The organism is Streptomyces sp. NPDC051109, from assembly GCF_044455885.1.
Lineage (GTDB): Bacteria > Actinomycetota > Actinomycetes > Streptomycetales > Streptomycetaceae > Streptomyces.
Map to the genome: position 1 here is coordinate 212,541 of NZ_JBITFF010000005.1, position 22,833 is coordinate 235,373.

The 22,833-nt window shown below is 69.8% G+C and carries 17 protein-coding genes; 13 read left to right on the forward strand and 4 right to left on the reverse strand.

Annotated elements, in window-relative coordinates; all coding sequences use genetic code 11:
• Positions 1 to 20: 20 nt before the first annotated feature.
• The 3 genes from ACIBAD_RS12165 (at position 21) to ACIBAD_RS12175 (ending at position 2,727) form a co-directional block, all read left to right on the forward strand.
• Positions 21 to 527 (forward strand): MarR family transcriptional regulator, encoded by a 507-nt coding sequence (locus tag ACIBAD_RS12165; protein ID WP_134071081.1) that lies wholly within the window; start codon positions 21 to 23, stop codon positions 525 to 527.
• A 61-nt stretch (positions 528 to 588) separates the two neighbouring features.
• Positions 589 to 918, forward strand: a complete 330-nt coding sequence (locus tag ACIBAD_RS12170; protein ID WP_119095238.1) for a DUF3817 domain-containing protein — start codon at positions 589 to 591, stop codon at positions 916 to 918.
• Between the two features lie 108 nt (positions 919 to 1,026).
• A complete protein-coding gene (locus ACIBAD_RS12175; protein ID WP_030153820.1) occupies positions 1,027 to 2,727 on the forward strand; it encodes a methylmalonyl-CoA mutase in 1,701 nt (566 codons plus the stop codon).
• 138 nt (positions 2,728 to 2,865) lie between these two features.
• On the opposite strand, the gene ACIBAD_RS12180 is transcribed toward ACIBAD_RS12175, so the two are convergent.
• Positions 2,866 to 3,492: a TetR/AcrR family transcriptional regulator gene (locus ACIBAD_RS12180; RefSeq protein ID WP_134071079.1), complete on the reverse strand. Its 627-nt coding sequence runs from the start codon at positions 3,490 to 3,492 to the stop codon at positions 2,866 to 2,868.
• Between the two features lie 242 nt (positions 3,493 to 3,734).
• On the opposite strand from ACIBAD_RS12180, the gene ACIBAD_RS12185 reads away from it, so the two are divergent.
• The 8 genes from ACIBAD_RS12185 (at position 3,735) to ACIBAD_RS12220 (ending at position 14,193) form a co-directional block, all read left to right on the forward strand.
• Positions 3,735 to 4,742: a tetratricopeptide repeat protein gene (locus ACIBAD_RS12185; protein ID WP_134071077.1), complete on the forward strand. Its 1,008-nt coding sequence runs from the start codon at positions 3,735 to 3,737 to the stop codon at positions 4,740 to 4,742.
• A gap of 564 nt (positions 4,743 to 5,306) precedes the next feature.
• A complete protein-coding gene (locus ACIBAD_RS12190) occupies positions 5,307 to 5,957 on the forward strand; it encodes a DUF6230 family protein (RefSeq protein WP_134071075.1) in 651 nt (216 codons plus the stop codon).
• A gap of 108 nt (positions 5,958 to 6,065) precedes the next feature.
• Positions 6,066 to 6,623, forward strand: a complete 558-nt coding sequence (locus ACIBAD_RS12195; RefSeq protein WP_398906191.1) for a DUF6114 domain-containing protein — start codon at positions 6,066 to 6,068, stop codon at positions 6,621 to 6,623.
• The gene (locus tag ACIBAD_RS12200; protein ID WP_398906194.1) at positions 6,613 to 7,890 is read left to right on the forward strand and encodes a hypothetical protein; all 1,278 of its coding nucleotides are present in this window, start codon (positions 6,613 to 6,615) and stop codon (positions 7,888 to 7,890) included. Before ACIBAD_RS12195 ends, ACIBAD_RS12200 begins: the two co-directional genes overlap by 11 nt.
• Before the next feature lie 383 nt (positions 7,891 to 8,273).
• Positions 8,274 to 8,420, forward strand: coding sequence for a hypothetical protein (locus ACIBAD_RS12205; RefSeq protein WP_398906196.1), 147 nt, complete (start codon positions 8,274 to 8,276; stop codon positions 8,418 to 8,420).
• 144 nt (positions 8,421 to 8,564) lie between these two features.
• Positions 8,565 to 9,023 (forward strand): FG-GAP repeat domain-containing protein, encoded by a 459-nt coding sequence (locus ACIBAD_RS12210; protein WP_398906198.1) that lies wholly within the window; start codon positions 8,565 to 8,567, stop codon positions 9,021 to 9,023.
• A gap of 20 nt (positions 9,024 to 9,043) precedes the next feature.
• Positions 9,044 to 13,525 (forward strand): polymorphic toxin-type HINT domain-containing protein, encoded by a 4,482-nt coding sequence (locus tag ACIBAD_RS12215; RefSeq protein WP_398906199.1) that lies wholly within the window; start codon positions 9,044 to 9,046, stop codon positions 13,523 to 13,525.
• Between the two features lie 5 nt (positions 13,526 to 13,530).
• Positions 13,531 to 14,193, forward strand: a complete 663-nt coding sequence (locus tag ACIBAD_RS12220) for a hypothetical protein (protein WP_398906201.1) — start codon at positions 13,531 to 13,533, stop codon at positions 14,191 to 14,193.
• Between the two features lie 91 nt (positions 14,194 to 14,284).
• Here the strand turns inward: ACIBAD_RS12220 and pyk are convergent, their stop codons facing one another.
• From pyk to pta, 3 genes are all read right to left on the reverse strand, one after another.
• Entirely contained in the window at positions 14,285 to 15,715 is a 1,431-nt protein-coding gene (gene pyk, locus ACIBAD_RS12225) for a pyruvate kinase (protein ID WP_134071069.1), read from the reverse strand.
• 62 nt (positions 15,716 to 15,777) lie between these two features.
• Positions 15,778 to 16,995: an acetate kinase gene (locus tag ACIBAD_RS12230; RefSeq protein WP_134071067.1), complete on the reverse strand. Its 1,218-nt coding sequence runs from the start codon at positions 16,993 to 16,995 to the stop codon at positions 15,778 to 15,780.
• 56 nt (positions 16,996 to 17,051) lie between these two features.
• Positions 17,052 to 19,145 (reverse strand): phosphate acetyltransferase, encoded by a 2,094-nt coding sequence (pta, locus tag ACIBAD_RS12235; protein WP_398906205.1) that lies wholly within the window; start codon positions 19,143 to 19,145, stop codon positions 17,052 to 17,054.
• 302 nt (positions 19,146 to 19,447) lie between these two features.
• Here pta and ACIBAD_RS12240 point away from each other — a divergent pair, with 302 nt between their 5' ends.
• Entirely contained in the window at positions 19,448 to 20,473 is a 1,026-nt protein-coding gene (locus tag ACIBAD_RS12240) for an ATP-dependent 6-phosphofructokinase (RefSeq protein WP_134071063.1), read from the forward strand.
• Between the two features lie 324 nt (positions 20,474 to 20,797).
• Positions 20,798 to 22,816, forward strand: coding sequence for a hypothetical protein (locus ACIBAD_RS12245; RefSeq protein ID WP_398906207.1), 2,019 nt, complete (start codon positions 20,798 to 20,800; stop codon positions 22,814 to 22,816).
• The last annotated feature ends 17 nt before the right edge of the window (positions 22,817 to 22,833 follow it).

Genomic DNA, 22,833 nt, shown 5'->3' on the forward strand with positions numbered 1-22,833 from the left:
CGCCCGGTAGGGTCGGATGCGTGTCCAAGCCGCTCAGCCTCCCCTTCGATCCCATCGCCCGCGCCGACGAGCTCTGGCAGCGCCGCTGGGGACCGGTGCCCTCGATGGCCGCCATCACCTCGATCATGCGCGCGCACCAGATCCTGCTCGGCGAGGTCGACGCGGTGGTCAAGCCGTACGGGCTGACCTTCGCGCGGTACGAGGCGCTGGTGCTGCTGACCTTCTCCAAGGCCGGCGAACTGCCGATGTCGAAGATCGGCGAGCGGCTGATGGTCCACCCGACGTCGGTGACGAACACGGTGGACCGGCTGGTGCGGTCCGGGCTGGTGGCCAAGCGGCCGAACCCGAACGACGGCCGGGGCACGCTCGCGTCCATCACGGACAAGGGGCGCGAGGTGGTCGAGGCGGCGACGAAGGACCTGATGGCGGTCGACTTCGGGCTCCGCGTCTACGACGCCGAGGAGTGCCGGGAGATCTTCGCCCTGCTGCGCCCCCTGAGGGTCGCCGCGGCGGACTTCGAGGAGTAGCGGACCGCGGGCGCCGGGCCCCCGTCAAGATCGAGCAAAACGGACGGTTAGGCTCGTCGGCATGAAGAAGAGCGTGCTGACCCGCTACCGGGTCATGGCCTATCTGACCGCGGTCATGCTGTTGATCCTCTGCACCTGCATGGTTTTCAAGTACGGCTTCGACACCGGCGCCGACCTGACCCTCGCGGTCTCGCAGGTGCACGGCGTGCTGTTCATGATCTACCTGGTGTTCGCCTTCGACCTGGGCTCGAAGGCCAGGTGGCCGTTCCCGAAGCTGCTCTGGGTGCTGGTCTCCGGCACGATCCCGCTGGCCGCCTTCTTCGTCGAGCGCAAGGTCCGCGCCGAGGTCGAGCCGCTGGTCGTCGACGCGATGGCGACCGCCGACGCCTAAAGGCGCACCCGAGCGCCGGCCGCGCGCCGCTCGTACGCGGACACCCCGGGGATACTCCCCGGGGTTTCCCATCGACATTTACTAGGACGTCCTAGTAAATTCATGGGTATGGACGCTGACGCCATCGAGGAGGGCCGCCGCCGCTGGCAGGCCCGCTATGACAAGGCCCGCAAGCGCGAGGCCGATTTCACCACGCTCTCCGGGGATGACGTCGATCCCGTCTACGGGCCCCGGCCCGGCGACGCCTACGAGGGATTCGAGCGCATCGGCTGGCCGGGGGAGTACCCGTACACCCGCGGCCTGCACGCCACCGGATACCGGGGCCGGACCTGGACCATCCGCCAGTTCGCGGGGTTCGGCAACGCCGAGCAGACCAACGAGCGCTACAAGATGATCCTGGCCGCCGGCGGCGGCGGGCTCTCCGTGGCCTTCGACATGCCGACCCTGATGGGACGCGACTCCGACGACCCCCGCTCGCTCGGCGAGGTCGGCCACTGCGGCGTCGCCATAGACTCCGCCGCCGACATGGAGGTCCTGTTCCAGGACATCCCGCTGGGCGACGTGACCACCTCGATGACGATCTCGGGCCCGGCCGTGCCCGCCTTCTGCATGTACCTGGTCGCCGCCGAGCGGCAGGGCGTGGACCCGGCCGTGCTCAACGGCACGCTGCAGACCGACATCTTCAAGGAGTACATCGCCCAGAAGGAGTGGCTCTTCGAACCCGAGCCGCACCTGCGCCTCATCGGCGACCTCATGGAGTACTGCGCGAAGGGCATCCCGGCGTACAAGCCGCTGTCCGTCTCGGGCTACCACATCCGCGAGGCCGGTGCGACGGCCGCGCAGGAGCTCGCGTACACCCTCGCCGACGGCTTCGGATACGTGGAGCTGGGCCTGTCCCGCGGTCTGGACGTGGACCACTTCGCGTCCGGCCTCTCCTTCTTCTTCGACGCGCACCTCGACTTCTTCGAGGAGATCGCCAAGTTCCGCGCCGCCCGCCGGATCTGGGCGCGCTGGATGAAGGAGGTGTACGGGGCGCAGAGCGAGAAGTCGATGTGGCTGCGCTTCCACACCCAGACGGCCGGCGTCTCGCTGACCGCGCAGCAGCCGTACAACAACGTCGTGCGCACCGCCGTCGAGGCCCTCGCGGCCGTCCTCGGCGGCACCAACTCGCTGCACACCAACGCCCTCGACGAGACCCTCGCGCTGCCCAGCGAGCAGGCGGCCGAGATCGCCCTGCGCACGCAGCAGGTGCTGATGGAGGAGACCGGGGTGGCCAACGTGGCCGACCCGCTGGGCGGTTCCTGGTACGTGGAGCAGCTCACCGACCGCATCGAGGCCGACGCCGAGAAGATCTTCGACCAGATCAAGGAGCGCGGCCTGCGCGCCCACCCGGACGGGCAGCACCCGATCGGGCCGATCACCTCGGGCATCCTGCGCGGCATCGAGGACGGCTGGTTCACCGGGGAGATCGCCGAGTCGGCGTTCCAGTACCAGCGCTCGCTGGAGAAGGGCGACAAGCGGGTCGTCGGCGTCAACGTGCACCACGGGTCGGTGACCGGGGACCTGGAGATCCTGCGCGTCAGCCACGAGGTGGAGCGCGTACAGGTGGAGCACCTGGCGGCGCGCAAGGCGCGGCGCGACGACGCGAAGGTCAAGTCCTCGCTCGACGCGATGCTGGCCGCCGCCCGCGACGGGTCGAACATGATCCCGGCCATGCTGGACGCGGTGCGCGCCGAGGCCACGCTCGGGGAGATCTGCAACGTGCTGCGGGACGAGTGGGGCACGTACACGGAGCCGCCGGGCTTCTGAGTCCCGCCCGTGTGGTGGAAGGCCGGTCGTGGGCGCCCCTTTCGGGGCCGCCGCGACCGGCCTTCGCCGTGTCCGGGTGCGAGGGGGCGCCTGGGGGCGTGAGGGGAGTCGGGCATGAGGCGTGCCGCGTGCCGCGTGTCAGGCGTGGGCCGGGCCCCGGAGGCCGTGCATCAGGAGGGCGGTGAAGGTGGAGACCCAGAGCTCGTCCACCGGCTCCGAGCTGACCAGCGCCCGGTGCACCACCGTGCCGGCGATGACGTCGAAGATCAGGTCCGTGGTGCGGCCGGCGAGGGTCTCGTCCTCCTCGTACGGGAGTTCACCGCGGGCCTGGGCCCGTTCGCGACCCAGTACGACGAGACGTTTCTGCCGGTCCACGATCGCCGATCGGATCCGGTCGCGCAGGGCCTCGTCCCGGGTGGACTCGGCGACGACCGCCATCAGGGCCGTACGGGCCTCCGGCCGCCGCAGCAGCGCCGCGAACTGCAGGACCACGTCCTCTATATCGGCTTCGAGGGAGCCGCGGTCGGGTAGTTCGAGGGAGTCGAAGAGCTCCGCGACGGCGTCCACGACCAGCTCGTTCTTGCCGGCCCAGCGGCGGTAGAGGGTGGTCTTGGCCACCCCGGCCCGGGTCGAGACGTCGCCCATCGTCAGCTTCGACCAGCCCAGCTCGACCAGCGCGTCCCGCGTCGCGGCGAGGATCGCGGCGTCCGCGGCAGCGCTGCGGGGGCGGCCGGTGCGTGCGGTCGGGGAGCTGGGGTTGCGCATGGCCGAGACCATACCCGTCGGTAGCCAGAGCGGCGGGTCCCGAAATGCTGTGCTTCAGATCACGGGGCGCGAAGGGGCGCGGGGAGTTACGCTACGGCTCGTAGCGTAAGAGCGACGACCACGCGAAGAGCTACCGGCGCCAGGTGGGGACCCGGCGCCAACACCGCACCACCGAGGGTACTGAAGAAGGCATTTCGGCCGATCTTTTTCGTCGGCGCGCGCACACGGGGGAGGATGTACGCATGCAGCCCAGAAACATGTCCATGAGCGGCGTCGTCGACCTCGCCGCTGTGAAGGCGGCCGGCGAGGCCAAGGCGAAGGCCGAGCAGGCCCGTGCCGAAGCGGCCCGGCAAGCCGCCCAGGGCGGCGCGCCCGCCTCCGCGGGTGCCGTGCCGCCGTCCGCGCTCGTGATCGACGTCGACGAGGCCGGCTTCGAACGCGACGTCCTCCAGCTCTCCGCCGAGGTCCCGGTCGTCCTGGACTTCTGGGCCGAGTGGTGCGAGCCGTGCAAGCAGCTCAGCCCGCTGCTGGAACGCCTGACCGTCGAGGCGAACGGCCGCCTCCTGCTGGCCAAGGTCGACGTCGACTCCAACCAGATGCTGATGCAGCAGTTCGGCATCCAGGGCATTCCGGCCGTGTTCGCCGTGGTCGCGGGCCAGGTGCTGCCGCTGTTCCAGGGCGTGGCGCCCGAGCAGGAGATCCGGGCGACCCTGGCGCAGCTGGTCCAGGTCGCCGAGGAGCGGTTCGGGATCATCGGCATCGAGGTGGACCCGAACGCACAGGGCGCGCCCGCGGGCGGCCCGGCCGCCGGTGAGGACCACGTCCCGGCGGGCCCGTACGACGCGCTGCTGGAAGCGGCCGTCGTCGCGCTCGACGCCGGTGACCTGGGCGGCGCGGTGCAGGCGTACAAGAACGTGCTGGCGGACGACCCGGCGAACACCGAGGCCAAGCTGGGCCTGGCGCAGGCCGAGCTGCTCGCCCGGGTCAAGGACATGAACCCGCAGGCGGTGCGCGCGGCGGCGGCCGAGGACCCGAAGGACCCGGCGGCCCAGATCGCCGCGGCGGACCTGGACCTGGTCGGCGGTCACGTGGAGGACGCCTTCGGGCGCCTGGTGGACACGGTCCGGGTGACGGCCGGCGCGGACCGGGACGCGGTACGGGTCCGGCTGCTGGAGCTGTTCGAGGTCATCGGGGCGGACGACCCCCGGGTGGGAGCGGCCCGCACGGCGCTCGCGCGGGTGCTGTTCTAGCCGCCGACGATTTATTGACAGATGGAGAAACAGCGGCTGCACTTTACCAAAACTTGGTAATGGCAGCTGCTGTTACTCGCAGTAAGTGGAACCCCGTGAACTGTCCGGTGTATCCGCAAATCCGCCACTCTGTCGTGGCCTTTGGTGACACCCAGCGTCGTCACCCGATGGCACCGGGTCGATCCCCGGTTATCTTGCCGTTACCCGCCAGTAACGAACCCCCTTGTGCCCCGGCCTGTAATGGACCACGATCGGCGACGCTCGGTCCTTCCCCGCAGACCCGCTCATCCGGAGCTGTGGCGGAGGGTCCCCACCGGGCCGGCCGGTGCCAGGGGCGCCGGCTGCTGGACAGGGGGGTCTTCGCCGCACCGGCGGAGCCTGTCCTCCTGGTTGCGCGAACGCGTGACCCAGTGGTTGTCGCTCGGGGGTGAACGCCGGTGTATCGGACGCGGCTCTGCCGCGGCTCGGCCGCCTGCGCTCCTTCCCGAGGACGTAGCACTTCTCCCATCCCAGGACGGGTACGGCCCGGACCGGAGATGTACGTCCGAGAAGGAGGAACGAATAATGAGTTCTCAGGTTCGTGGCGGGACCAGATGGAAGCGCTTCGCGCTCGTCATGGTGCCGAGCATCGCGGCCACCGCCGCGGTCGGTGTGGGTCTGGCGCAGGGTGCCCTCGCGGCGTCCTTCAGCGTGTCCGGCCAGGACTTCAAGGTCTCGGCCGACAAGCTCGACGGTGACGACCTGCTGCAGTACGGCAGCGTCGCCAAGGGCAAGGGCCTCGACGGCAAGGACACGGCGCACCCGGTCACCATCTCCGGGTTCCGCCACGCCGAGATCACCAACATGTGCCAGTCGCTGGTGACCCCGATTCCCGGCCTCGGCAACATCACGATGCAGCTGCGCACGGGCAACAAGGGCAAGCCGGCCGTCGCGGACAACATCTACCTGGATGTTGCCGAGCTCGACACCGACGCCACGTTCACCGACCTGGACATCGGTGTCGCGGTCGGCTCCGCGGCCGACGACAAGCACCCCACCGCGCCGCAGGCCGGCACGGTGGCGAACGGCGCCCTGTTCTCGCAGCGCGCCAAGAAGGCCGTGCTGACGAACGTGCGCCAGAAGGCCTGGGCGACGACGGCGGGCACCTTCACGCTGCCCGACCTCAAGCTGCGCCTGCTCGGCGGCGACCAGCCGTGCTACCAGGACGAGAAGTAGTCCGTCCCGGGGCGTGACCGGTAGAGGCGGGTGGCGGCCGTGGCCGCCGCCCGTCCCACCGGGCTCCCCCCAGTTCTCCGTACCACCGTTTCCAGGGAGCTGTTGTCCATGAACCCCCAGGCCCCGGTTCGCGCCGCAGACGACGCTTGGCTCACCGCGGTGTACTACCGCTTCCGCGCCTGGAGGGGGGTCCGGCCCTTCTGGGCGGGCCTCTTCACTCTCATCGGCGGCATTCCCATCGCGTACTTCCCGTACGCGGACCTCCGGCTGGGCAACGTCACCATCGCGATGGCGACGACCGCGGGCTCCGGATCGCTGATCATCGGCGTCCTGCTGATCACCCTCGGCGTGGCCCTCTGGTTCCAGCAGAGCATCCGGGTCTTCGCCGGAGTGGCGTCGATCCTGCTCGCCCTGGTCTCCCTGCCGGTGTCCAACCTGGGCGGCTTCTTCCTCGGCTTCCTGTTCGCCCTGGTCGGCGGAGCCCTCGCGCTGTCATGGGCGCCGGGCAAGCCGCAGGACGCGCAGGACGCGGACGACGCGGCGGCGGCCAAGGCGGAGACGTACGGGGGCGGTCCCCTGGGAGTGCCCGGCCCCCGCGACACGGAAACGGCTTACGCGACCGAGACGACTGCCCACGCCGATGGCGGGAGGAACAGTGCGGGGTGACGAGACGCAGCGGGACGTGACCCCGAGCGCAGAGTCCCGTGAACGAAGGGGTCCGCGGCACGCCGCGCCCCGGAAGTCGCTGCTGAACAAGATCCAGATACCCGTCGGCAAGACGATGGCGCTGGCGGCCATGCCGACCGCCGTCTTCGTCGGGATGGGCATGGCGCCGAAGCTGGCGCTCGCCGACGAGGAGATCCCCTTCGCGCCCGGACCGTGTGTGACGCGGTCCGACGAACCCGCGGAGTCGGCCTCTCCGAGCCCGTCCACGTCGCCCTCGCCGAGTGCGTCGCCCTCCGCGAGCCCCTCGCCGGGCGCCTCGAAGGCCGCGAAGACCCCGAAGGCGCCGCAGCCGTCCGCCACCAAGTCGGCGGAGACCACCACCCAGTCGAAGCAGACGGCCCCCTCGGCCCCGGCCGCCGCGCCGTCCGCGTCCAAGACGCCGAACCCGCTGGACCCCCTGGGCATCGGCGACAAGGTCAAGGGCATCGTCGACGGCATCACCACCCCGATCCTGGGCGCGCCCCCGTCGGCCACCCCGACCCCGACGCCCACGCCGACCAAGCCCGCCACGACGACGCCTCCGACGGCGAAGCCCGCCCCGGCGCCGGACCCGGCCGCGGACGCGATCCGCGACGCCGCGAAGAAGGCCGGTGTCGACGTCAAGGAGCTGTCCGAGGACGTCAAGGACACCGCGAAGACGCCGAAGGACGAGACGGGCAAGGCGGCCGACGAGGACGCGTCCAAGACCGAGGCGACGAAGGACGCGGACGGGAAGCAGCCCTTCCCCTGTCCGACCTACGACGCCAAGGCGCTGGCCGACGCCGAACTGGAGCCGGGGATCCCGCTCCTGCCGGACGAGCCCTGGTACCTCGACAGCTCTCTGCTGACCCTCTACGGCCTGGATTACCACGGCATAGTCGAGGTGAAGACGGCGGGCGGCAAGACGAAGAAGGTCCTGAAGTTCACGGCGGACTCGCTGGACATCAAGGACCTCTACCAGACGGTCGGCAAGACCGGGAACGTCGCCCACCTGAAGTCCCGTCCGGGCTCCACCTCGAAGATCCGCGGCGGCACGGTGACGATGTACACCGAGAGCCTCAAGGGGAACCTGTTCGGCCTGATCCCGATCGAGTTCACCCCGAACAGCCCGCCGCCCGTGAACGTCCCGTTCGCGTTCTTCTCGAACGTCAAGGTCGTCCAGGCCGGCCAGTTCGGCGGCACCCTCACGGTCCCGGGCCTCCACAACTACGTCGGCCCGCCGGAGTAGAAGTCTGAATCAAGACAATCGCACATCCAGACCCCGTTTCTCAGAAATGAGAAGCGGGGTTTCCACTTGAATGAAGCAATCTCTATTTCCTTTACCGGAGTTAAGGGTTTCATTAAAGTGATCTCACTGCTGCCGTAGCAGCAGTGCGTTGGGTGTCCAGGGGGAAGCCCGAGTCCTCGGTGTGCCTGTGGCATGCCTGCGCTCGTGACTTCCGTGAGGACCGAACACTCGATGCTGCTGCAATCCATGCACCGCTCGCTGCGCTGGACGGTGATCTGCGTGCTCGGTGTGGCGCTGGCACCGTAGCGGCGGGCGCGTCCGGTGTGGCGCCGCCGCTCTGGCCGGGCCGGGCCGTCAACGCCGGCTCCCAAGGGGCCCAGCCAGTGGGCCCGCCCCTCAAGACGTTCCCGCTCCTCGCACCCAATGCGAGCACCGGCAAACTTCGCGCCTACGAGGCGAACGGCACGGGGGGCTTGAAGGCCGCCTACGAGCTCGGGGGCGGGTTCGGCGAGGCCACCGCTCTCGTCTAGGCCAACGTCTCAGAGGGCGGCCGGGCGCACGATCTCTACCACCGTGCCAGCGGCACGCTCTACTACACCGCCGAGCACGGAAGTGACACCAAGGCCATCGGCGGGGGCTGGGACATCTACGACACCATAGTTTCAGTAGGGAACATGGGCGGCTCTGTGGAACCGGACCTCGTCAGCCGTGACGCCTCCGGCAACCTCTGGCTCTACCAGGGCAAGCCCGACGGCACCCTCGAGGCCCGGATCCGGGTCGGAGTCGGGTGGGGCGGAATGACCCTCGTGGGCCGGGGCGACTACACGGGTGACGGCAAGGCCGACCTACTTGCCCGGTTCAGCGACGGCACACTCAACATCTACGCCGGCACCGGCTCGGCCACGGTGGACGCAGTCGTCGGAACGCGCTATCCGGCGGGAGCAGGCTGGCAGTCCTACAAGACGCTCGCCTCCGCAGGCGATACGGATGGGGATGGCAGGACCGACCTGATCGCGGCGGACGCCGCAGGCGCGCTATGGCTGTTCAAGGGCACCGGCAACGCCGCCGCGCCGTTCGCCCCGCGCGTGCAGATCGGTACCAGCGGCTGGGCCGCCTTCGACGTCCTCTTCTGAGCAGAACGGCTGATACGGGTATGCGCAAGAACGCACAGCCGCCCAGTCGCCGGCGTTTCGGCTCCTGGACGCGCTTCCTTACCACCACGGCCCTGGCGACCGCCGCGGCCGTTACCTTCACCGGCAGCGGTGTGCAGCCACCGGGCGGCTTGCGCTCGGCTGCCGCCGCGGAGCCGGCGCCCTGCGATCTGGACGCCGCCCAGAAGGTCCGCGAGGCCCAGTGCCTGCTCGGCAACGTGCTGCGCAAGGGCGGCACGGAGATGAAGGCGCTGGCCCGCACAGGACTGAGGGGGACCGAGTCCGAGCTCCTCGCCGCCGCGGCGCGAAACTACTGGGACGACACGCCGCTGGCACTGGCATACAGGAAGGACCACGCCGCGGCAAGCGCCAAGTTCGCGGAGATGGACGAGCGCAACAAGGCCTGGCAGGCCAACCTGAACATGTACGACATCCCGCCGGGCTACACGAACACCGGGTTCCAGTGGCCGCCGAACGACCCGACCATTTTCAAGGCGACAGGTTACACGGACTGGATCGCGGACCGTTTCTGGGTGAGCGAGAGGGACTTCTACGCCGATCCACACCCCCTGGCGGGCAAGGAATCGGTCGACGCCGCCACCAAGATCGCCAAAGCGCGCTACTACCCGGAGACCTCGGCCACCTACGAGGACCGCAAGGCCTGGGAGCTGTACATGGCGGGGTCGACGCCCATGTACGCGGACGACGCGCGTATCTTCCTCCAGAACGGAGGCTTCCCGGCCAGCGCCCCGGACATGGACTCCATGGAGTTCCGCATCGACGTGGAGCAGCTGAAGACGCGCTTCGCCTCTTGCGCCACGCGCAATCCGCTCGACCCGCACAAGGTTCTCACGGCCGAAACGGCCATCGCCTCCCAGGAATGGCAGGCCGAGATCGCGGGTCAGAACGCGCAGCGCGACGTTATCCTCGGTGCCGAGCAGGCTGCGGCCAAGGACCTGCAGACCGCCGCGCAGGCCATGGCAGAGGCACTCGGCCAGTCCATGATCGCTAGTCGTCTGACCGACTGGGAAGCGCACTTCCTGAAGGTTCCGGCGGGAAGTGGACGCCCACCGGCAAGCGAATTCACCAAGGCCCGCACCGGGATCGAGCAGGCGCAGGCCCGCGCGACCGGTCGGCTGTACGTGGCTTCGCGCGCGGCTCAGGACGCCCAGGCGCAGGCCACCAAGGTGACCGCCGCGCAGGACGCGGCGTACGCCATCGCCGACCAGGCGGGACTGCCCCGCGGTCGGGGTCTGCTCTACGGCCAGCAGGCTGCCCAGATCACCAAGGCGTCGGCCGCAGCAGCCCAGGCTGCTGCCAAGGCAACCGAGACGGCCTTGAACGCCACGCGTGCCTCGGCAGCCGACAGCAAGACCCTGAACTCGCTGGCCATGACGCAGGCGCATGCCTCGAAGGCGGAATTCCGCCGCAAGGCCGCAGAGGAGGCCGCCGCGCAGGCGAAGTCTGCGGCGGAGGGCGCAGCCCTCCAGGCGGCGAAGGCCGCCGAGAATGCCACGAAGGCGAAGACGGCTCAGGTCAAGGCCGAGAACGTGGAGAAGGAGGCCAAGGCCGCTGCTGCCGACGCGAAGGCGAAGCGGGAGAAGGCCGAGTCCGAGCGGAACTACGCCAAGACGCAGAAGGAACTCGCAGACTCCGAGCGGGCGAAGGCCTCGGCGGCGGAAGCCAGGGCCCAGACCCAGCGGACTGAGGCAGGTAACAGGCTGACCGCGGCGCAGAGCGCCGGAACCACCGCGGAGAACCAGATGAAGGCCGCTGTCGATGCCGAGAAGAAGGCCGTGACAGCCCGGAACAACGCGATGGACGCGGAACAGCAGCGCGACGCTCTGGAGGCCAAGGCATACGCCAAGGAGTCCAAGGCCGCGGCCGACGAGGGCACGGACGCGGCCGGGGATTCCCGTACGGCGGCCACTGCCGCGCGCAAGGCCGCCGACGACGCTGGCACTGCGGCCACTGCCGCACGGGCCGAGGCGAACACCGCGACCGAGGCAGCGACCAACGCGAGAGCCGCTGCCACCCGTGCCAAGGGAGCGGCGGCGCGCGCCCAGGCGGCGGCGGACGCGGCCAAGCGGGACGTCGCGGTCACAGAAGCCGCCGTGCAGAAGGCTCATTCGGCGGCAGCTGATGCCATCGACGCGTCGGACGCGGCCAAGTGGAACGCGATTACGGCCAAGTCGCAGGCGGAGACGGCCCGGCAGAACGCAGATAAGGCCAAGACGGATGCCACCGTGGCCCGCAGCGAAGCTGTGGCTGCCGGAGCGGAGTCCGTCCGCACAGCGGGGTTCGCCTTCGCCACCGCGAGGGCGGCCGTGGCCGCGAGTGAGTCGGCCCTGCAGGTGGTCAAGCCGGCCAATGATGCCGTCGAGCTGGGATCCCCGTACATGGAGACCGACTCCTCGGCTGGCCTGGCGGTACTGACCGGACAGGCGGCCAAGACGGCGGCAGAGCAGCAAGCGGCCCTGGCCCAAGCCAAGGCGGACCAGGCAGCCAGGGCGGCGACCGAAGCGAAGAAGCTCGCTGAGCAGGCGGACGCCGACGCGAAGGCCGCGGCAGAGGCCGCGCTCCAGGCAGCCGACTGGGCGGCCAATGCGGCGAAGTCGGCGCAAGTCGCGCAGGCGTCGGCCAATGAGGCGGCAGCGGCGGCAAAGGCTGCGAAGACAGCCGAGACCAGGACGGTCGAGTACCACCGACAAGCCACGCAGGACGCCGCAGCGGCCCAGACCGCGGCCACCACGGCAGGTACTTACGCGTCCGCTGCTGACGCCGCCGCCACGGAGGCGGAGCGCGACGCCGCCTCGGCCCGCAAGGCGGCCACGGCGGCGGAGGCGGACGCGACGACGGCGAACACGGCGGCGACGAAGGCCGAGAACGACGCCACCACGGCGGAAGCGGCGGCGACGCGGGCCCAGCAGGCGGCGAAGGAGGCCCAGGATGCGGCGACCCGCACGGAGAACGAGAAGAGCCGCAATGCCATCGCCTCGGGAGGCGTAACCGGCTTCAAGGGAGTGTTCACACGCTCCACGATCGAGCCGATCGGAGACCCGGTCGACCAGAACAAGTGTGTCCTGGACGTCGGGTTCGACGGCTGCACGGTGAAGTTCAAACTGACCTACAACCTGACCATCGACTTCTACCTGTGCACGGACCCGGCAGCTCCGGAGAACGTGACGGAGGCGAACTGCCCAGCCGATTACGTGACCTGGCTCCGTGCCCAGAACATGGGTGTGCAGACTTATTACAAGGACGTCTACTTCAGTCGCCTGGAGATCGCCCTGATCTTCGACAAGGCGTTCCTGCAGACCCTCTGGCACATGCTCACGGACGACTTCTTCAAATGTGCCAAGGGCGACCTTGAGGCGTGCATGTCGGCCGGGATCGACCTGGCGATGGGCGCCGCCACCAAGCGTATGGAACTCCTGATGGAGGCCATGCAGGCCTACCGCACCGTCATGAGGACCGGCGTGGGGCTGGAAGACGCCAGGGCGCTCGCGAAGAAGGCCGAGATGGACCCGGCCACGACGGCCGCTCTCGAGCGGGAGGTCGATCTGTCCCAGCGGTTGTTCGGCTCGTGCGTGCGCAACAGCTTTCCCGCGTCGGTCCCAGTACTCATGGCGGATGGTTCGCACAAGCCGATCGGCGCGGTACGGGTCGGCGACGTGGTACTGGCGGGAGACATCGAGTCAGGTATGGCCAGGGCGCAACAGGTGACCGCCGCGTTCAAGCACAACACCAGCCGGCTGATCGACATCACTTTGACGGACGGCAGCCGTCTGAGCAGTACGGCGGGCCACCGGCTGTTCGTCGTAGGCCGTGGCTGGACCTATGCCTCGGACCTGGTGGTGAATGACCACCTGCTGAATTCGGAGGGCCGTGAGCAGGCGATCACCGCTCTGGGCGATAGTGTGAAAACTACTCCCGTGGAGGTGTTCGACCTCACCGTCGACGGCCTGCACACCTTCTTCGTGCAGGCCCAGGGGTCGGCACCTGTCGATCTCCTCGTCCACAACTGCCTGGACATCGTCGGCGACGAGGGCGTTTCAGGTGCACACACCATGACTGAGCATGTCGGTCTAAGCCGGGCGAAAATCTTGGAAAAGCTGGAGAAGAGTCCCGTTGCCACCGAGTGGAATGATCAGGCGACGGCGGTTTCTTCCGTGCAGCAGGCTTTCGATGAGTGGAGCGCGGTTCCCGGTAACCAGGACAAGCTGCGCGGATGGCTGAAGAAGCAGCAGGGGAAGACCACCTTCGATCCGCGCTTCGACCTGTACGAGATCTCCTGGAAGCTGGAGGCGAAGGGATCCCTGGGCAGAGCGTGGCGGAGGGGGCCGGATGATGCCAACGGTAACCCCACCATCTATTCGACACCGGTCGGAAACGAAGTATCCATTCAGATCAAACAGGTGAAGAGGAAGGTCGATGGAAGACACCAGGACGGATACGTCGTCTACACCGCCTTCCCGAAATAGAGGACATGAAGGTGTATCAGGAACACCGGCGACTCGGATCGGACATCGGGCTCAGCGGCCTGATGAGAACGTTCCACTTCGTGCGCACGAACCGGATGTCGATCGCTCTGGCCAGCGTGGGCGCCTTCGCGGATCGCGAGGACGGCGCGTTCGCCCATCAGCTGCTGGAGGACGCCAAGCGGCTGCTGGCTTCGGACCTGTCAGGCCCGGAGCTGGCCACGCTCTGGCACGGGGGAACGTCCCGGGACTTCGACCTTGAGGCCCGTGGGATCGAGGGACGTCAGTGGATCACTTGGATCGAGGAGATCGCCGAATACCGCATCACCTGGAACGTCGGTGACGCTCCCATCCCGCCGGATCCACCGCCCGCCCGCGGGCTGACGGAAGCGGTACTGGGTGAGATCGCGTCGGTTGCTCCGGCGTTGGAGGTGGCCACAGCCGGCCGCCCCTATGCCGCGGTGCCCGGTGTGGTTCCGGCGCTCCGGCGGGTCGTGGCCGAGGTCGATCCGGATCTCGGCTTCAGGCTCCTGCTGCGCGTGCTCAAGGCCTATTTCCTGCGGGTCGACCCGGCGCTCGTCGCGGCCTACCACGCCCTTGCAGAGCGACTGGGGATGGAGGAGGAGCTCGTCGACGACGGGAACTTCAACGTCGGGCCCGATCTCGGCTGAGCACGCGCGACGCACCGAGGGCGGCACCCCGGTCCTGACAAGGATCCGGGGTGCCGCCCTCGGTCTCTGTGCGGCAGAGGTGCGGCCGGCGTCAGGCCTGGGGCTGGCCGCCCAGGTGGTGGACGCGGACCATGTTGGTCGTGCCCGGGACGCCGGGGGGCGAGCCGGCGGTGATGACCATCGTGTCGCCGGCGTTGTGGCGGCCCAGCTTCAGCAGTTCGCCGTCCACCAGGTCGACCATCGCGTCGGTGGTGTTCACGTGCGGGACGATGTAGGACTCCACGCCCCAGCTCAGCGTGAGCTGGTTGCGGGTGTTGACGTCGGTGGTGAAGGCCAGGATCGGCTGGCTCACGCGGTAGCGCGACAGGCGGCGGGCGGTGTCGCCGGACTGCGTGAAGGCGATGAGCGCCTTGCCGTCGAGGAAGTCCGCGATCTCGCAGGCCGCGCGGGCGACGGAGCCGCCCTGCGTACGGGGCTTCTTGCCCGGGACCAGCGGCTGCAGGCCCTTGGAGAGGAGCTCCTCCTCGGCCGCCGTGACGATCTTCGACATCGTCTTGACGGTCTCGATCGGGTAGGCGCCGACCGAGGACTCGGCCGACAGCATGACCGCGTCCGCGCCGTCGAGGATCGCGTTGGCGACGTCGGACGCCTCCGCGCGGGTCGGGCGGGAGTTGGTGATCATCGACTCCATCATCTGGGTCGCGACGATCACCGGCTTGGCGTTGCGGCGGCACATCTCGATGAGCCGCTTCTGGACCATCGGGACCTTTTCGAGCGGGTACTCGACGGCCAGGTCGCCACGGGCCACCATGACCGCGTCGAAGGCGTCCACCACGGCGGCCATGTTCTCGACGGCCTGCGGCTTCTCGACCTTGGCGATGACGGGGACCCGGCGGCCCTCCTCGTCCATGACCTTGTGGACGTCCTTGACGTCGTTGGCGTCGCGGACGAAGGACAGGGCGACCATGTCGCAGCCCATCCGCAGGGCGAAGCGGAGGTCGTCGACGTCCTTCTCCGACAGCGCGGGGACGTTCACGGCGGCACCCGGCAGGTTGATGCCCTTGTGGTCCGAGATGACCCCGCCCTCGATGACGATGGTCTTGACCCGCGGGCCCTCGACCTCGGTCACCCGCAGCTCGACGTTGCCGTCGTTGATCAGGATCTGGTCGCCCTTGGCGACGTCGCCCGGCAGGCCCTTGTAGGTGGTGCCGCAGATGGACTTGTCGCCCGGGACGTCCTCGGTGGTGATGGTGAACTCGTCACCGCGCACCAGCTCGACGGGACCCTCGGCGAAGGTCTCCAGACGGATCTTGGGGCCTTGGAGGTCGGCGAGGACGCCGACCGCGCGCCCGGTGTCCTCGGAGACCTTCCGGACGCGGTCGTACCGCTCCTGGTGTTCTGCCTGGGATCCGTGGCTGAAGTTGAATCGGGCCACGTTCATACCTGCCTCGATGAGCGCTTTCAGCTGCTCATACGAGTCGACGGCGGGGCCCAGCGTGCAGACGATTTTGGAACGGCGCATGGAGCGGATCCTATCCGTTTGTTTCGTAGCGGAATATTCCGTCTGGTGGAAAGTCCAAGTGACTACTGAGTAACCAGCGCGTACGCCTGGGTGGCGATCTCCAGTTCCTCATCCGTCGGGACCACGGCCACCGCCACCCGCGCGGAGTCCGGCGACACCAGCCGCGGCTCGGAAGAGCGCGCGGCATTGGCCTCCGGGTCCAGCGCGAGCCCCAGCTCCGCGAGGCCGTCGACGGCAGCTTCCCGGACCTGGTGCGCGTTCTCGCCGACCCCCGCCGTGAACGCCACCGCGTCCACCCGGCCGAGCACCGCCGAGTAGGCGCCGATGTACTTCTTGAGGCGGTGGACGTACGCCGCGAAGGCGAGCCGCGCCGACTCGTCGCCCTCGCCCGCCCGCCGCAGCACTTCGCGCATGTCGTTGTCGCCGCACAGGCCCAGCAGACCGCTCTTCTTGTTCAGGAGCGAATCGATCTCATCCACCGAGAAGCCGCCCACCCTCGCCAGGTGGAAGACGACCGCCGGATCCAGGTCGCCCGAACGGGTTCCCATGACCAGGCCCTCCAGCGGGGTCAGGCCCATCGACGTCTCCACGCACACCCCGCCGCGGACCGCCGAGGCCGAGGCCCCGTTGCCCAGGTGCAGCACGATCACGTTCACGTCCTCCACCGGCCGGCCGAGCAGGGCGGCCGTCGCCCGCGAGACGTACGCGTGCGAGGTGCCGTGGAACCCGTACCGCCGGACGGCGTACTTCTCCGCCGTCGCGGCGTCGATCGCGTACCGGGCCACGTGCTCCGGCATCGTCGAGTGGAAGGCCGTGTCGAAGACCGCCACCTGCGGGATGTCCGCGCGCAGCGAGCGCGCCACCTCGATGCCGGTCACGTTCGCCGGGTTGTGCAGCGGGGCGAGCGGGATCAGGCTCCGGATCTCCGCCAGCACCTCGTCGTCGATCACCGTCGGCTGGGTGAACCGGGTCCCGCCGTGCACCACCCGGTGCCCGACGGCCGCCAGTTCGGGGGAGTCCAGGCCCAGCCCGTCCGCGGCGAGCTCCGCCGCGACGGCCTGGAGCGCGGCCTCGTGGTCCGCGATCGCACCGAGCCGCTCGCGCTTGCCGCCGCCCGCGCCCGGACCGGTGAGCGGCTCGTGCACCAGGCGCGATTCCTCCTCCCCGATCCGTTCCACAAGGCCCACGGCCAGGCGGGCGGAGTCCGCCATGTCGAGCAGCTGGTACTTCACCGACGAGGAGCCGGAGTTGAGGACGAGTACGCGCGATGCGGTGGTCACGATGGGCGTCTTTCCTTGTCTCGGGAGGGAGGGGAGCCGGGGAGGGGCCGGGCGGGTCAGCCGGTGGGTGCCGGCGCGGGCCGCGCGCCCTGCGCCTGGATCGCGGTGATCGCCACGGTGGTGACGATGTCCTGCACCAGGGCGCCGCGCGAGAGGTCGTTGACCGGCTTGCGCAGACCCTGGAGCACCGGGCCGACCGCGACGGCGCCCGCCGAGCGCTGCACGGCCTTGTACGTGTTGTTGCCCGTGTTGAGGTCCGGGAAGATCAGCACGCTCGCGCGGCCGGCCACCTCCGACCCGGGCAGCTTGGTCGCGGCGACCGAGGGCTCGACGGCGGCGTCGTACTGGATCGGGCCCTCGATCAGCAGGTCGGGGTGCTGCTCGCGGACGATCTCGGTGGCCTTGCGGACCTTGTCCACGTCCGCGCCGCTGCCCGAGGTGCCGGTCGAGTACGAGAGCATCGCGATCCGCGGCTCGACCCCGAAGGCGGCGGCGGTCGCCGCCGACTGGACGGCGATGTCGGCGAGCTGCTCGGCGCCCGGGTCCGGGTTGACCGCGCAGTCCCCGTAGACGAGGACCTGGTCGGCGAGGCACATGAAGAAGACCGAGGAGACGATCGAGGCGTCGGGCTTGGTCTTGATGATCTCGAAGGCGGGCCGGATGGTCGCGGCGGTGGAATGCACCGAGCCCGAGACCATGCCGTCGGCGAGGCCCTCCTGGACCATCAGGGTGCCGAAGTAGTTCACGTCGGCCACCACGTCGAGGGCCAGCTCCACGGTCATGCCCTTGTGGGCACGGGCTTGCGCGTAGTACTCGGCGAATCGTTCCCGCAGCGGGGAGGTCGCCGGATCGATGAGCTGCGCGGCGGAGATGTCGATGCCCAGGTCGGCGGCCTTCTTCAGGATCGCCTGCTCCTCGCCCAGCAGCGTCAGGTCGCAGACCCCGCGGCGCAGCACCACGTCCGCGGCGCGCAGCACGCGCTCCTCGGTGCCCTCGGGGAGCACCACGCGGCGGCGCTCGGCGCGGGCCCGCTCCAGCAGCTCGTGCTCGAACATCATCGGCGTGACGCGCTCGGAGCGCGCCACCGACAGCAGCCCGCGCAGCTCGGCGGTGTCCACGTGCCGCTCGAACAGGCCGAGCGCGGTCTCCAGCTTGCGCGGGGTCGCGGAGTTCAACCGGCTCTGCAGCGAGAACAGTTCGGCGGCCGTCGGGAAGCTGTTGCCGGCCACCGAGACCACCGGGGTGCCCGGGGCGAGCTTGGAGGCCAGGGTCAGGATGTCCGGGCCCGGGCGCTCGTTCAGGGTCAGCAGTACGCCGGCGATCGGCGGGGTGCCCGAGGCGTGCGCGGCCAGTGCCCCGATGACCAGGTCGGCGCGGTCGCCGGGGGTGACGACCAGGCAGCCGGGCGTCAGGGCGTTCAGGAAGTTCGGCAGCATGGCCCCGCCGAAGACGAAGTCCACGGCGTCGCGGGCCAGCCCGGCGTCGTCACCGAGGAGCACCTCGGCGCCGAGCGCCCGGGTGATCTGGGCGACGGTCGGGGCGGAGAGCGACTTGTCGTCCGGCAGCACGTAGCAGGGCACGGGCAGGCGGGCGGCCAGCTGCTCGGCTATGCCGTCCCGGTCCTCGGCGGCCACCCGGTTGACCATCATCGCGACGACGTGGCAGCCGAGGCTCTCGTACGCGCGGAAGGCGCTCTGGGCCTCGGCGCGCACGGACTCGGCGGGGTGCTTCGTGCCGCCGACGACGGGCACGACGACGGCCCCCAGTTCGTTGGCCAGGCGGGCGTTGAGCGCCAGCTCGTCGGGGAGGTTCGTGTCGGCGTAGTCGGTGCCGAGGACGAGCATGACCTCGTAGTCGCGGGCCACCCGGTGGTAGCCGTCCACCAGCCGGGACACGAGCTCGTCCGTGCCCTTCTCGGCCAGGATGGCGGAGGCCTCGTGGTACTCCATGCCGTAGGCCGCCCGGGCGTCCTGGTCGATCCGGTAGCGGGACTTCAGGAGCTCGAAGAGCCGGTCGGGTGCGTCGTGGAGCAACGGCCGGTAGACGCCGACCCGTGCCGTCTGGCGGGTCAGCAGCTCCATGATCCCCAGCTCGACGACTTGGCGGCCGTCCCCCCGCTCGATACCGGTCACGTACACGCTGCGCGTCACGCGTGGTCTCCGTCCCATCGTATGGATGTCGTGGATGTAGTGGATGTGGTGGTTTTTTCCCCGTTAGAGTGGGCCTGACCTCTTGACAATACCTCGGCGGGGAGATAGGGCGCCCGCCGGGAAAGGCCTGTCCACAGGGGTCGAAAGGCCTGGTCGGCGGAGCAGCGCAGAACGCGCCGCACCCCCCGCCCGTGGAACAATCGGACACGCTTCACCATGACGAACACGACGCCCTTCAGATGTACGGCTGTCCGCCCGCACGCGTACGGCCCGGTACGACCAGGAGCAGGAGACACAGCACGATGCGCATCGGAGTTCTCACCGCAGGCGGCGACTGCCCGGGGCTGAACGCTGTCATCCGTTCGGTCGTACACCGCGCCGTGGTCGGCCACGGCGACGAGGTCATCGGCTTCGAGGACGGCTTCAAGGGCCTCCTGGACGGCCACCACCGCCCCCTCGACATCAACGCCGTCAGCGGCATTCTGGCCCGCGGCGGCACGATCCTCGGTTCGGCCCGCATGGAGCGCGCGCGGCTGCACGAAGCCGCGGAGAACGCCCGGGAATTGGCGAAGCGCTACGGCATCGACGCCCTCATCCCGATCGGCGGCGAGGGCACTCTGACCGCCGCCCGGATGCTGTCGGACGCCGGGATGCCGGTCGTCGGCGTGCCGAAGACCATCGACAACGACATCTCCTCCACCGACCGCACCTTCGGCTTCGACACCGCCGTCATGGTCGCCACCGAGGCCATCGACCGCCTCAAGACCACCGCCGAATCGCACCAGCGCGTGATGGTCGTCGAGGTCATGGGCCGGCACGCGGGCTGGATCGCCCTGGAGTCCGGCATGGCCGGCGGCGCCCACGGGATCTGCCTGCCGGAGCGCCCCTTCGAGGTGGACGCCCTGGTGAAGATGGTGGAGGAACGATTCTCCCGCGGGAAGAAGTTCGCCGTCATCTGCGTCGCCGAGGGCGCGCACCCGGCCGAAGGCTCCATGCCGTACGAGAAGGGCGCCATCGACCAGTACGGCCACGAGCGCTTCGCCGGCATCGGCAACCGCCTGGCCGTCGAGCTGGAGCACCGCCTCGGCAAGGAGGCCCGCCCGGTCATCCTCGGCCACGTCCAGCGCGGCGGCGTCCCCACCGCCTACGACCGCGTCCTCGCCACCCGGTTCGGCTGGCACGCGGTGGAGGCCGTCCACCGCGGCGACTTCGGCAACATGACCGCCCTGCGCGGCACCGACATCGTGATGGCACCCCTGGCCCACGCGGTCACCGAACTGAAGACGGTCCCGGACGACCGCATGTACGAGGCCGAATCGGTCTTCTGACCCGCCTGACGGGGCCGGACGTCGTCCCGCCCGACGGGACCTGCGCCCCGAATCGCCGGGACCTGCGCCCCGCCCCCTCGGGACCTGCTCCCCGCCCCCTCGGGACCTGCGCCCTGAACCGCAGAGCCGAACGGCCTCCAGTCCGCCTGCCGTATTGCGCCCCGGAGATCAGCTCTCCGGGGCTTTCTGCCGCGCTCGTACCCGGCGGATATGATTTTCGCCCCGGGGGCCGGGGGTGGGGGGCTGAGCCGTGCGGACGGACCGGGCCGTTGTGTCCGGCCCCGTCATCCGTTCCCACCGCTCGATGGAAGGCGCCCGTCTCCCGTGGCCACCCGCTCTGCCGTTCCGACAACCGAGCCCGTCGACATCCGGGCGCAGCGCCCGGCCGAGGACGGCGCCGGCAGCGGGAGGCGGTGGCCCGTCCTCGGCGCGGCCGTGGCGCTGTCCTGGGCGCTGCCGCTCCTGCTCCACACGCTCTCCCTCGACGTGGTGCTCCTCCCCGTCCTGGTGCTCGCGACCGCCTCCCTGATCCGCGTCGGCGGGGGGCTCCTCGACCGCCTGGTGGTCGCGGTCTTCCTGCTCTGCGGGGCGGTGATGGCCTTCGGCCTGCTCTTCTCCGTCTGGCCGTGGGGCCTGGCACCCGTCCCCGGAACGGGCCTCCTGCTGAGCGTCCTGTCCGTCACCGGCTGGCTCGCCGGCCGCAGGCCCCGGATCCCGCTGCGCCTGCGCGGCTCGGACGCTCTCGTACTCGGCACGGTGGCCGTGGTCTGGCGGTACTTCCACCACCCGCTGGCCGGCAAGTCGACTGCTGACCGGCTGGCGTACTTCGCCACGTCCGAGGACCGGATGGGCCACTTCTCGTACTTCGACGGCATCCACCACCTCGGCGGCTACGCGTTCCTCCACCAGGAGGCCGCCAAGGCGTACATGATGACCCCGTCCGAGGCCGTCTACCCCCAGGGCTACCACTTCCTGCTGGCCTGGGCCGACGTCCTGGTCACGTCCTCGACCGACGGCGGCTCCGGCCTCGACATGACGCACCGCTACCTCCTTTACGTCCTGGCGGGCTACGCCCTGCTCTGCGGGGTGCTCGTCTGGGCCGCCCGCTGGATCGGCGGCCCGCGCCTGCGCGGCTGGCGCACGGCGGCGGTCTGCGCGACCGTGGCGGCGGTGATGATGTCCGGCTCGATGGCGCAACTGGTCGCATGGGGCTTCGACTCCGAGACCTTCGGACTGCTCTTCCTCGCTGTCGCGCTGGCACTGCTCGTGCGGCCGGCGATGGGCCGCGCCGAATTCGTCCTCGTCGCAGTGGCGGCCCTGGTCTCCGTGACCTTCGTCTACAACCTCTACGGCGTCCTCGTCGGCATCACCCTGGTCGCCGTCCTGGTCGTCCACCGGCGGCGCTTCGCCCCGCACCGCCGCCTGGTCATCGGTGCGCTGGCGGTCGGCACCCTGGTCGCGGGACTGCCCAGTGCCATCTCGGTCCTCGCCGAGCTGGACGTCTCGAAGACGTCCAACCTCGCCGGACCGATGGTCATCCCCGACCGCCCGGTGTTCATCGGCTGCGGACTGCTCGCCCTGGCGGCCGCGTCCCTGCCGCTGAACCGCAGGACGGGCACGGGGCAGATGGTCCTGGCCCTCGTCCTCGGTGCCACCGCGGTGATCGGCCTCTTCGGCGCCTGGCAGAAACACACCATCGGCTACTACTCGTACTACTTCGAGAAGCTGACCGCCGCCGGGCTCGTGATCGCCCTGGTCTCGCTGGGCATGGTCGGGCTGATGCTCCAGCCCACCGCGCGCACGACGGGATCTCCGCTCCGCCGGAGGGCCGGCCTGCTGCTGCGGTCCGGTGTGGCGACGGCCGCCGCCCTCGCACTCTTCGGCCACGTCCAATGGGGCGTGCCGTCCGGGTGGGGTCACCCCTCGGCCTGGTACGACAGCCAGATGGTCAAGTGGGCCCGGGGCGAGCACGAGAACGACATCGGCCCGGCGGCCAAGACGCTGACCGGGCGCGATCTGAAGGGTGTCGACTCACCCGTGATAGCCCTCTACGGGGACGACAGCTACCTGAACCTGCGGGCGACGTTCCTCGCGCAGCTCCTCTCCCACCGGGCGGGCACGATGGTCGGGCTCTACGAGGTCTACCACGTCAAGATCGGCGGCCCGGCCGCCGTCGACGAGAAGGAGTACCAGGCGTCGCTGGGCCGGCTGAAGGGTGCGATCGCGTCGTGCCCGACCCCGCCGACCGTCCTGGTCGGAGACCAGATGGCCGCCGACCGGCTCAGGCAGGACCTCGGCCGCGCGGGCAGCGCCGCGACCGTGGTGTTCGCGCCGCTGAAGTAGGCGCGGCCCGGTTCAGG

What these genes read in the sequence shown, in the direction of transcription:
- ACIBAD_RS12170 (WP_119095238.1), top strand. Translation starts at nt 589, where the DNA reads ATGAAGAAGAGCGTGCTGACCCGCTACCGGGTCATGGCCTATCTGACC.
- ACIBAD_RS12175 (WP_030153820.1), top strand. Translation starts at nt 1,027, where the DNA reads ATGGACGCTGACGCCATCGAGGAGGGCCGCCGCCGCTGGCAGGCCCGC.
- ACIBAD_RS12180 (WP_134071079.1), bottom strand. Translation starts at nt 3,492, where the DNA reads ATGCGCAACCCCAGCTCCCCGACCGCACGCACCGGCCGCCCCCGCAGC.
- ACIBAD_RS12185 (WP_134071077.1), top strand. Translation starts at nt 3,735, where the DNA reads ATGCAGCCCAGAAACATGTCCATGAGCGGCGTCGTCGACCTCGCCGCT.
- ACIBAD_RS12190 (WP_134071075.1), top strand. Translation starts at nt 5,307, where the DNA reads ATGAGTTCTCAGGTTCGTGGCGGGACCAGATGGAAGCGCTTCGCGCTC.
- ACIBAD_RS12195 (WP_398906191.1), top strand. Translation starts at nt 6,066, where the DNA reads ATGAACCCCCAGGCCCCGGTTCGCGCCGCAGACGACGCTTGGCTCACC.
- ACIBAD_RS12210 (WP_398906198.1), top strand. Translation starts at nt 8,565, where the DNA reads ATGGGCGGCTCTGTGGAACCGGACCTCGTCAGCCGTGACGCCTCCGGC.
- ACIBAD_RS12215 (WP_398906199.1), top strand. Translation starts at nt 9,044, where the DNA reads ATGCGCAAGAACGCACAGCCGCCCAGTCGCCGGCGTTTCGGCTCCTGG.
- ACIBAD_RS12220 (WP_398906201.1), top strand. Translation starts at nt 13,531, where the DNA reads ATGAAGGTGTATCAGGAACACCGGCGACTCGGATCGGACATCGGGCTC.
- pyk (WP_134071069.1), bottom strand. Translation starts at nt 15,715, where the DNA reads ATGCGCCGTTCCAAAATCGTCTGCACGCTGGGCCCCGCCGTCGACTCG.
- ACIBAD_RS12240 (WP_134071063.1), top strand. Translation starts at nt 19,448, where the DNA reads ATGCGCATCGGAGTTCTCACCGCAGGCGGCGACTGCCCGGGGCTGAAC.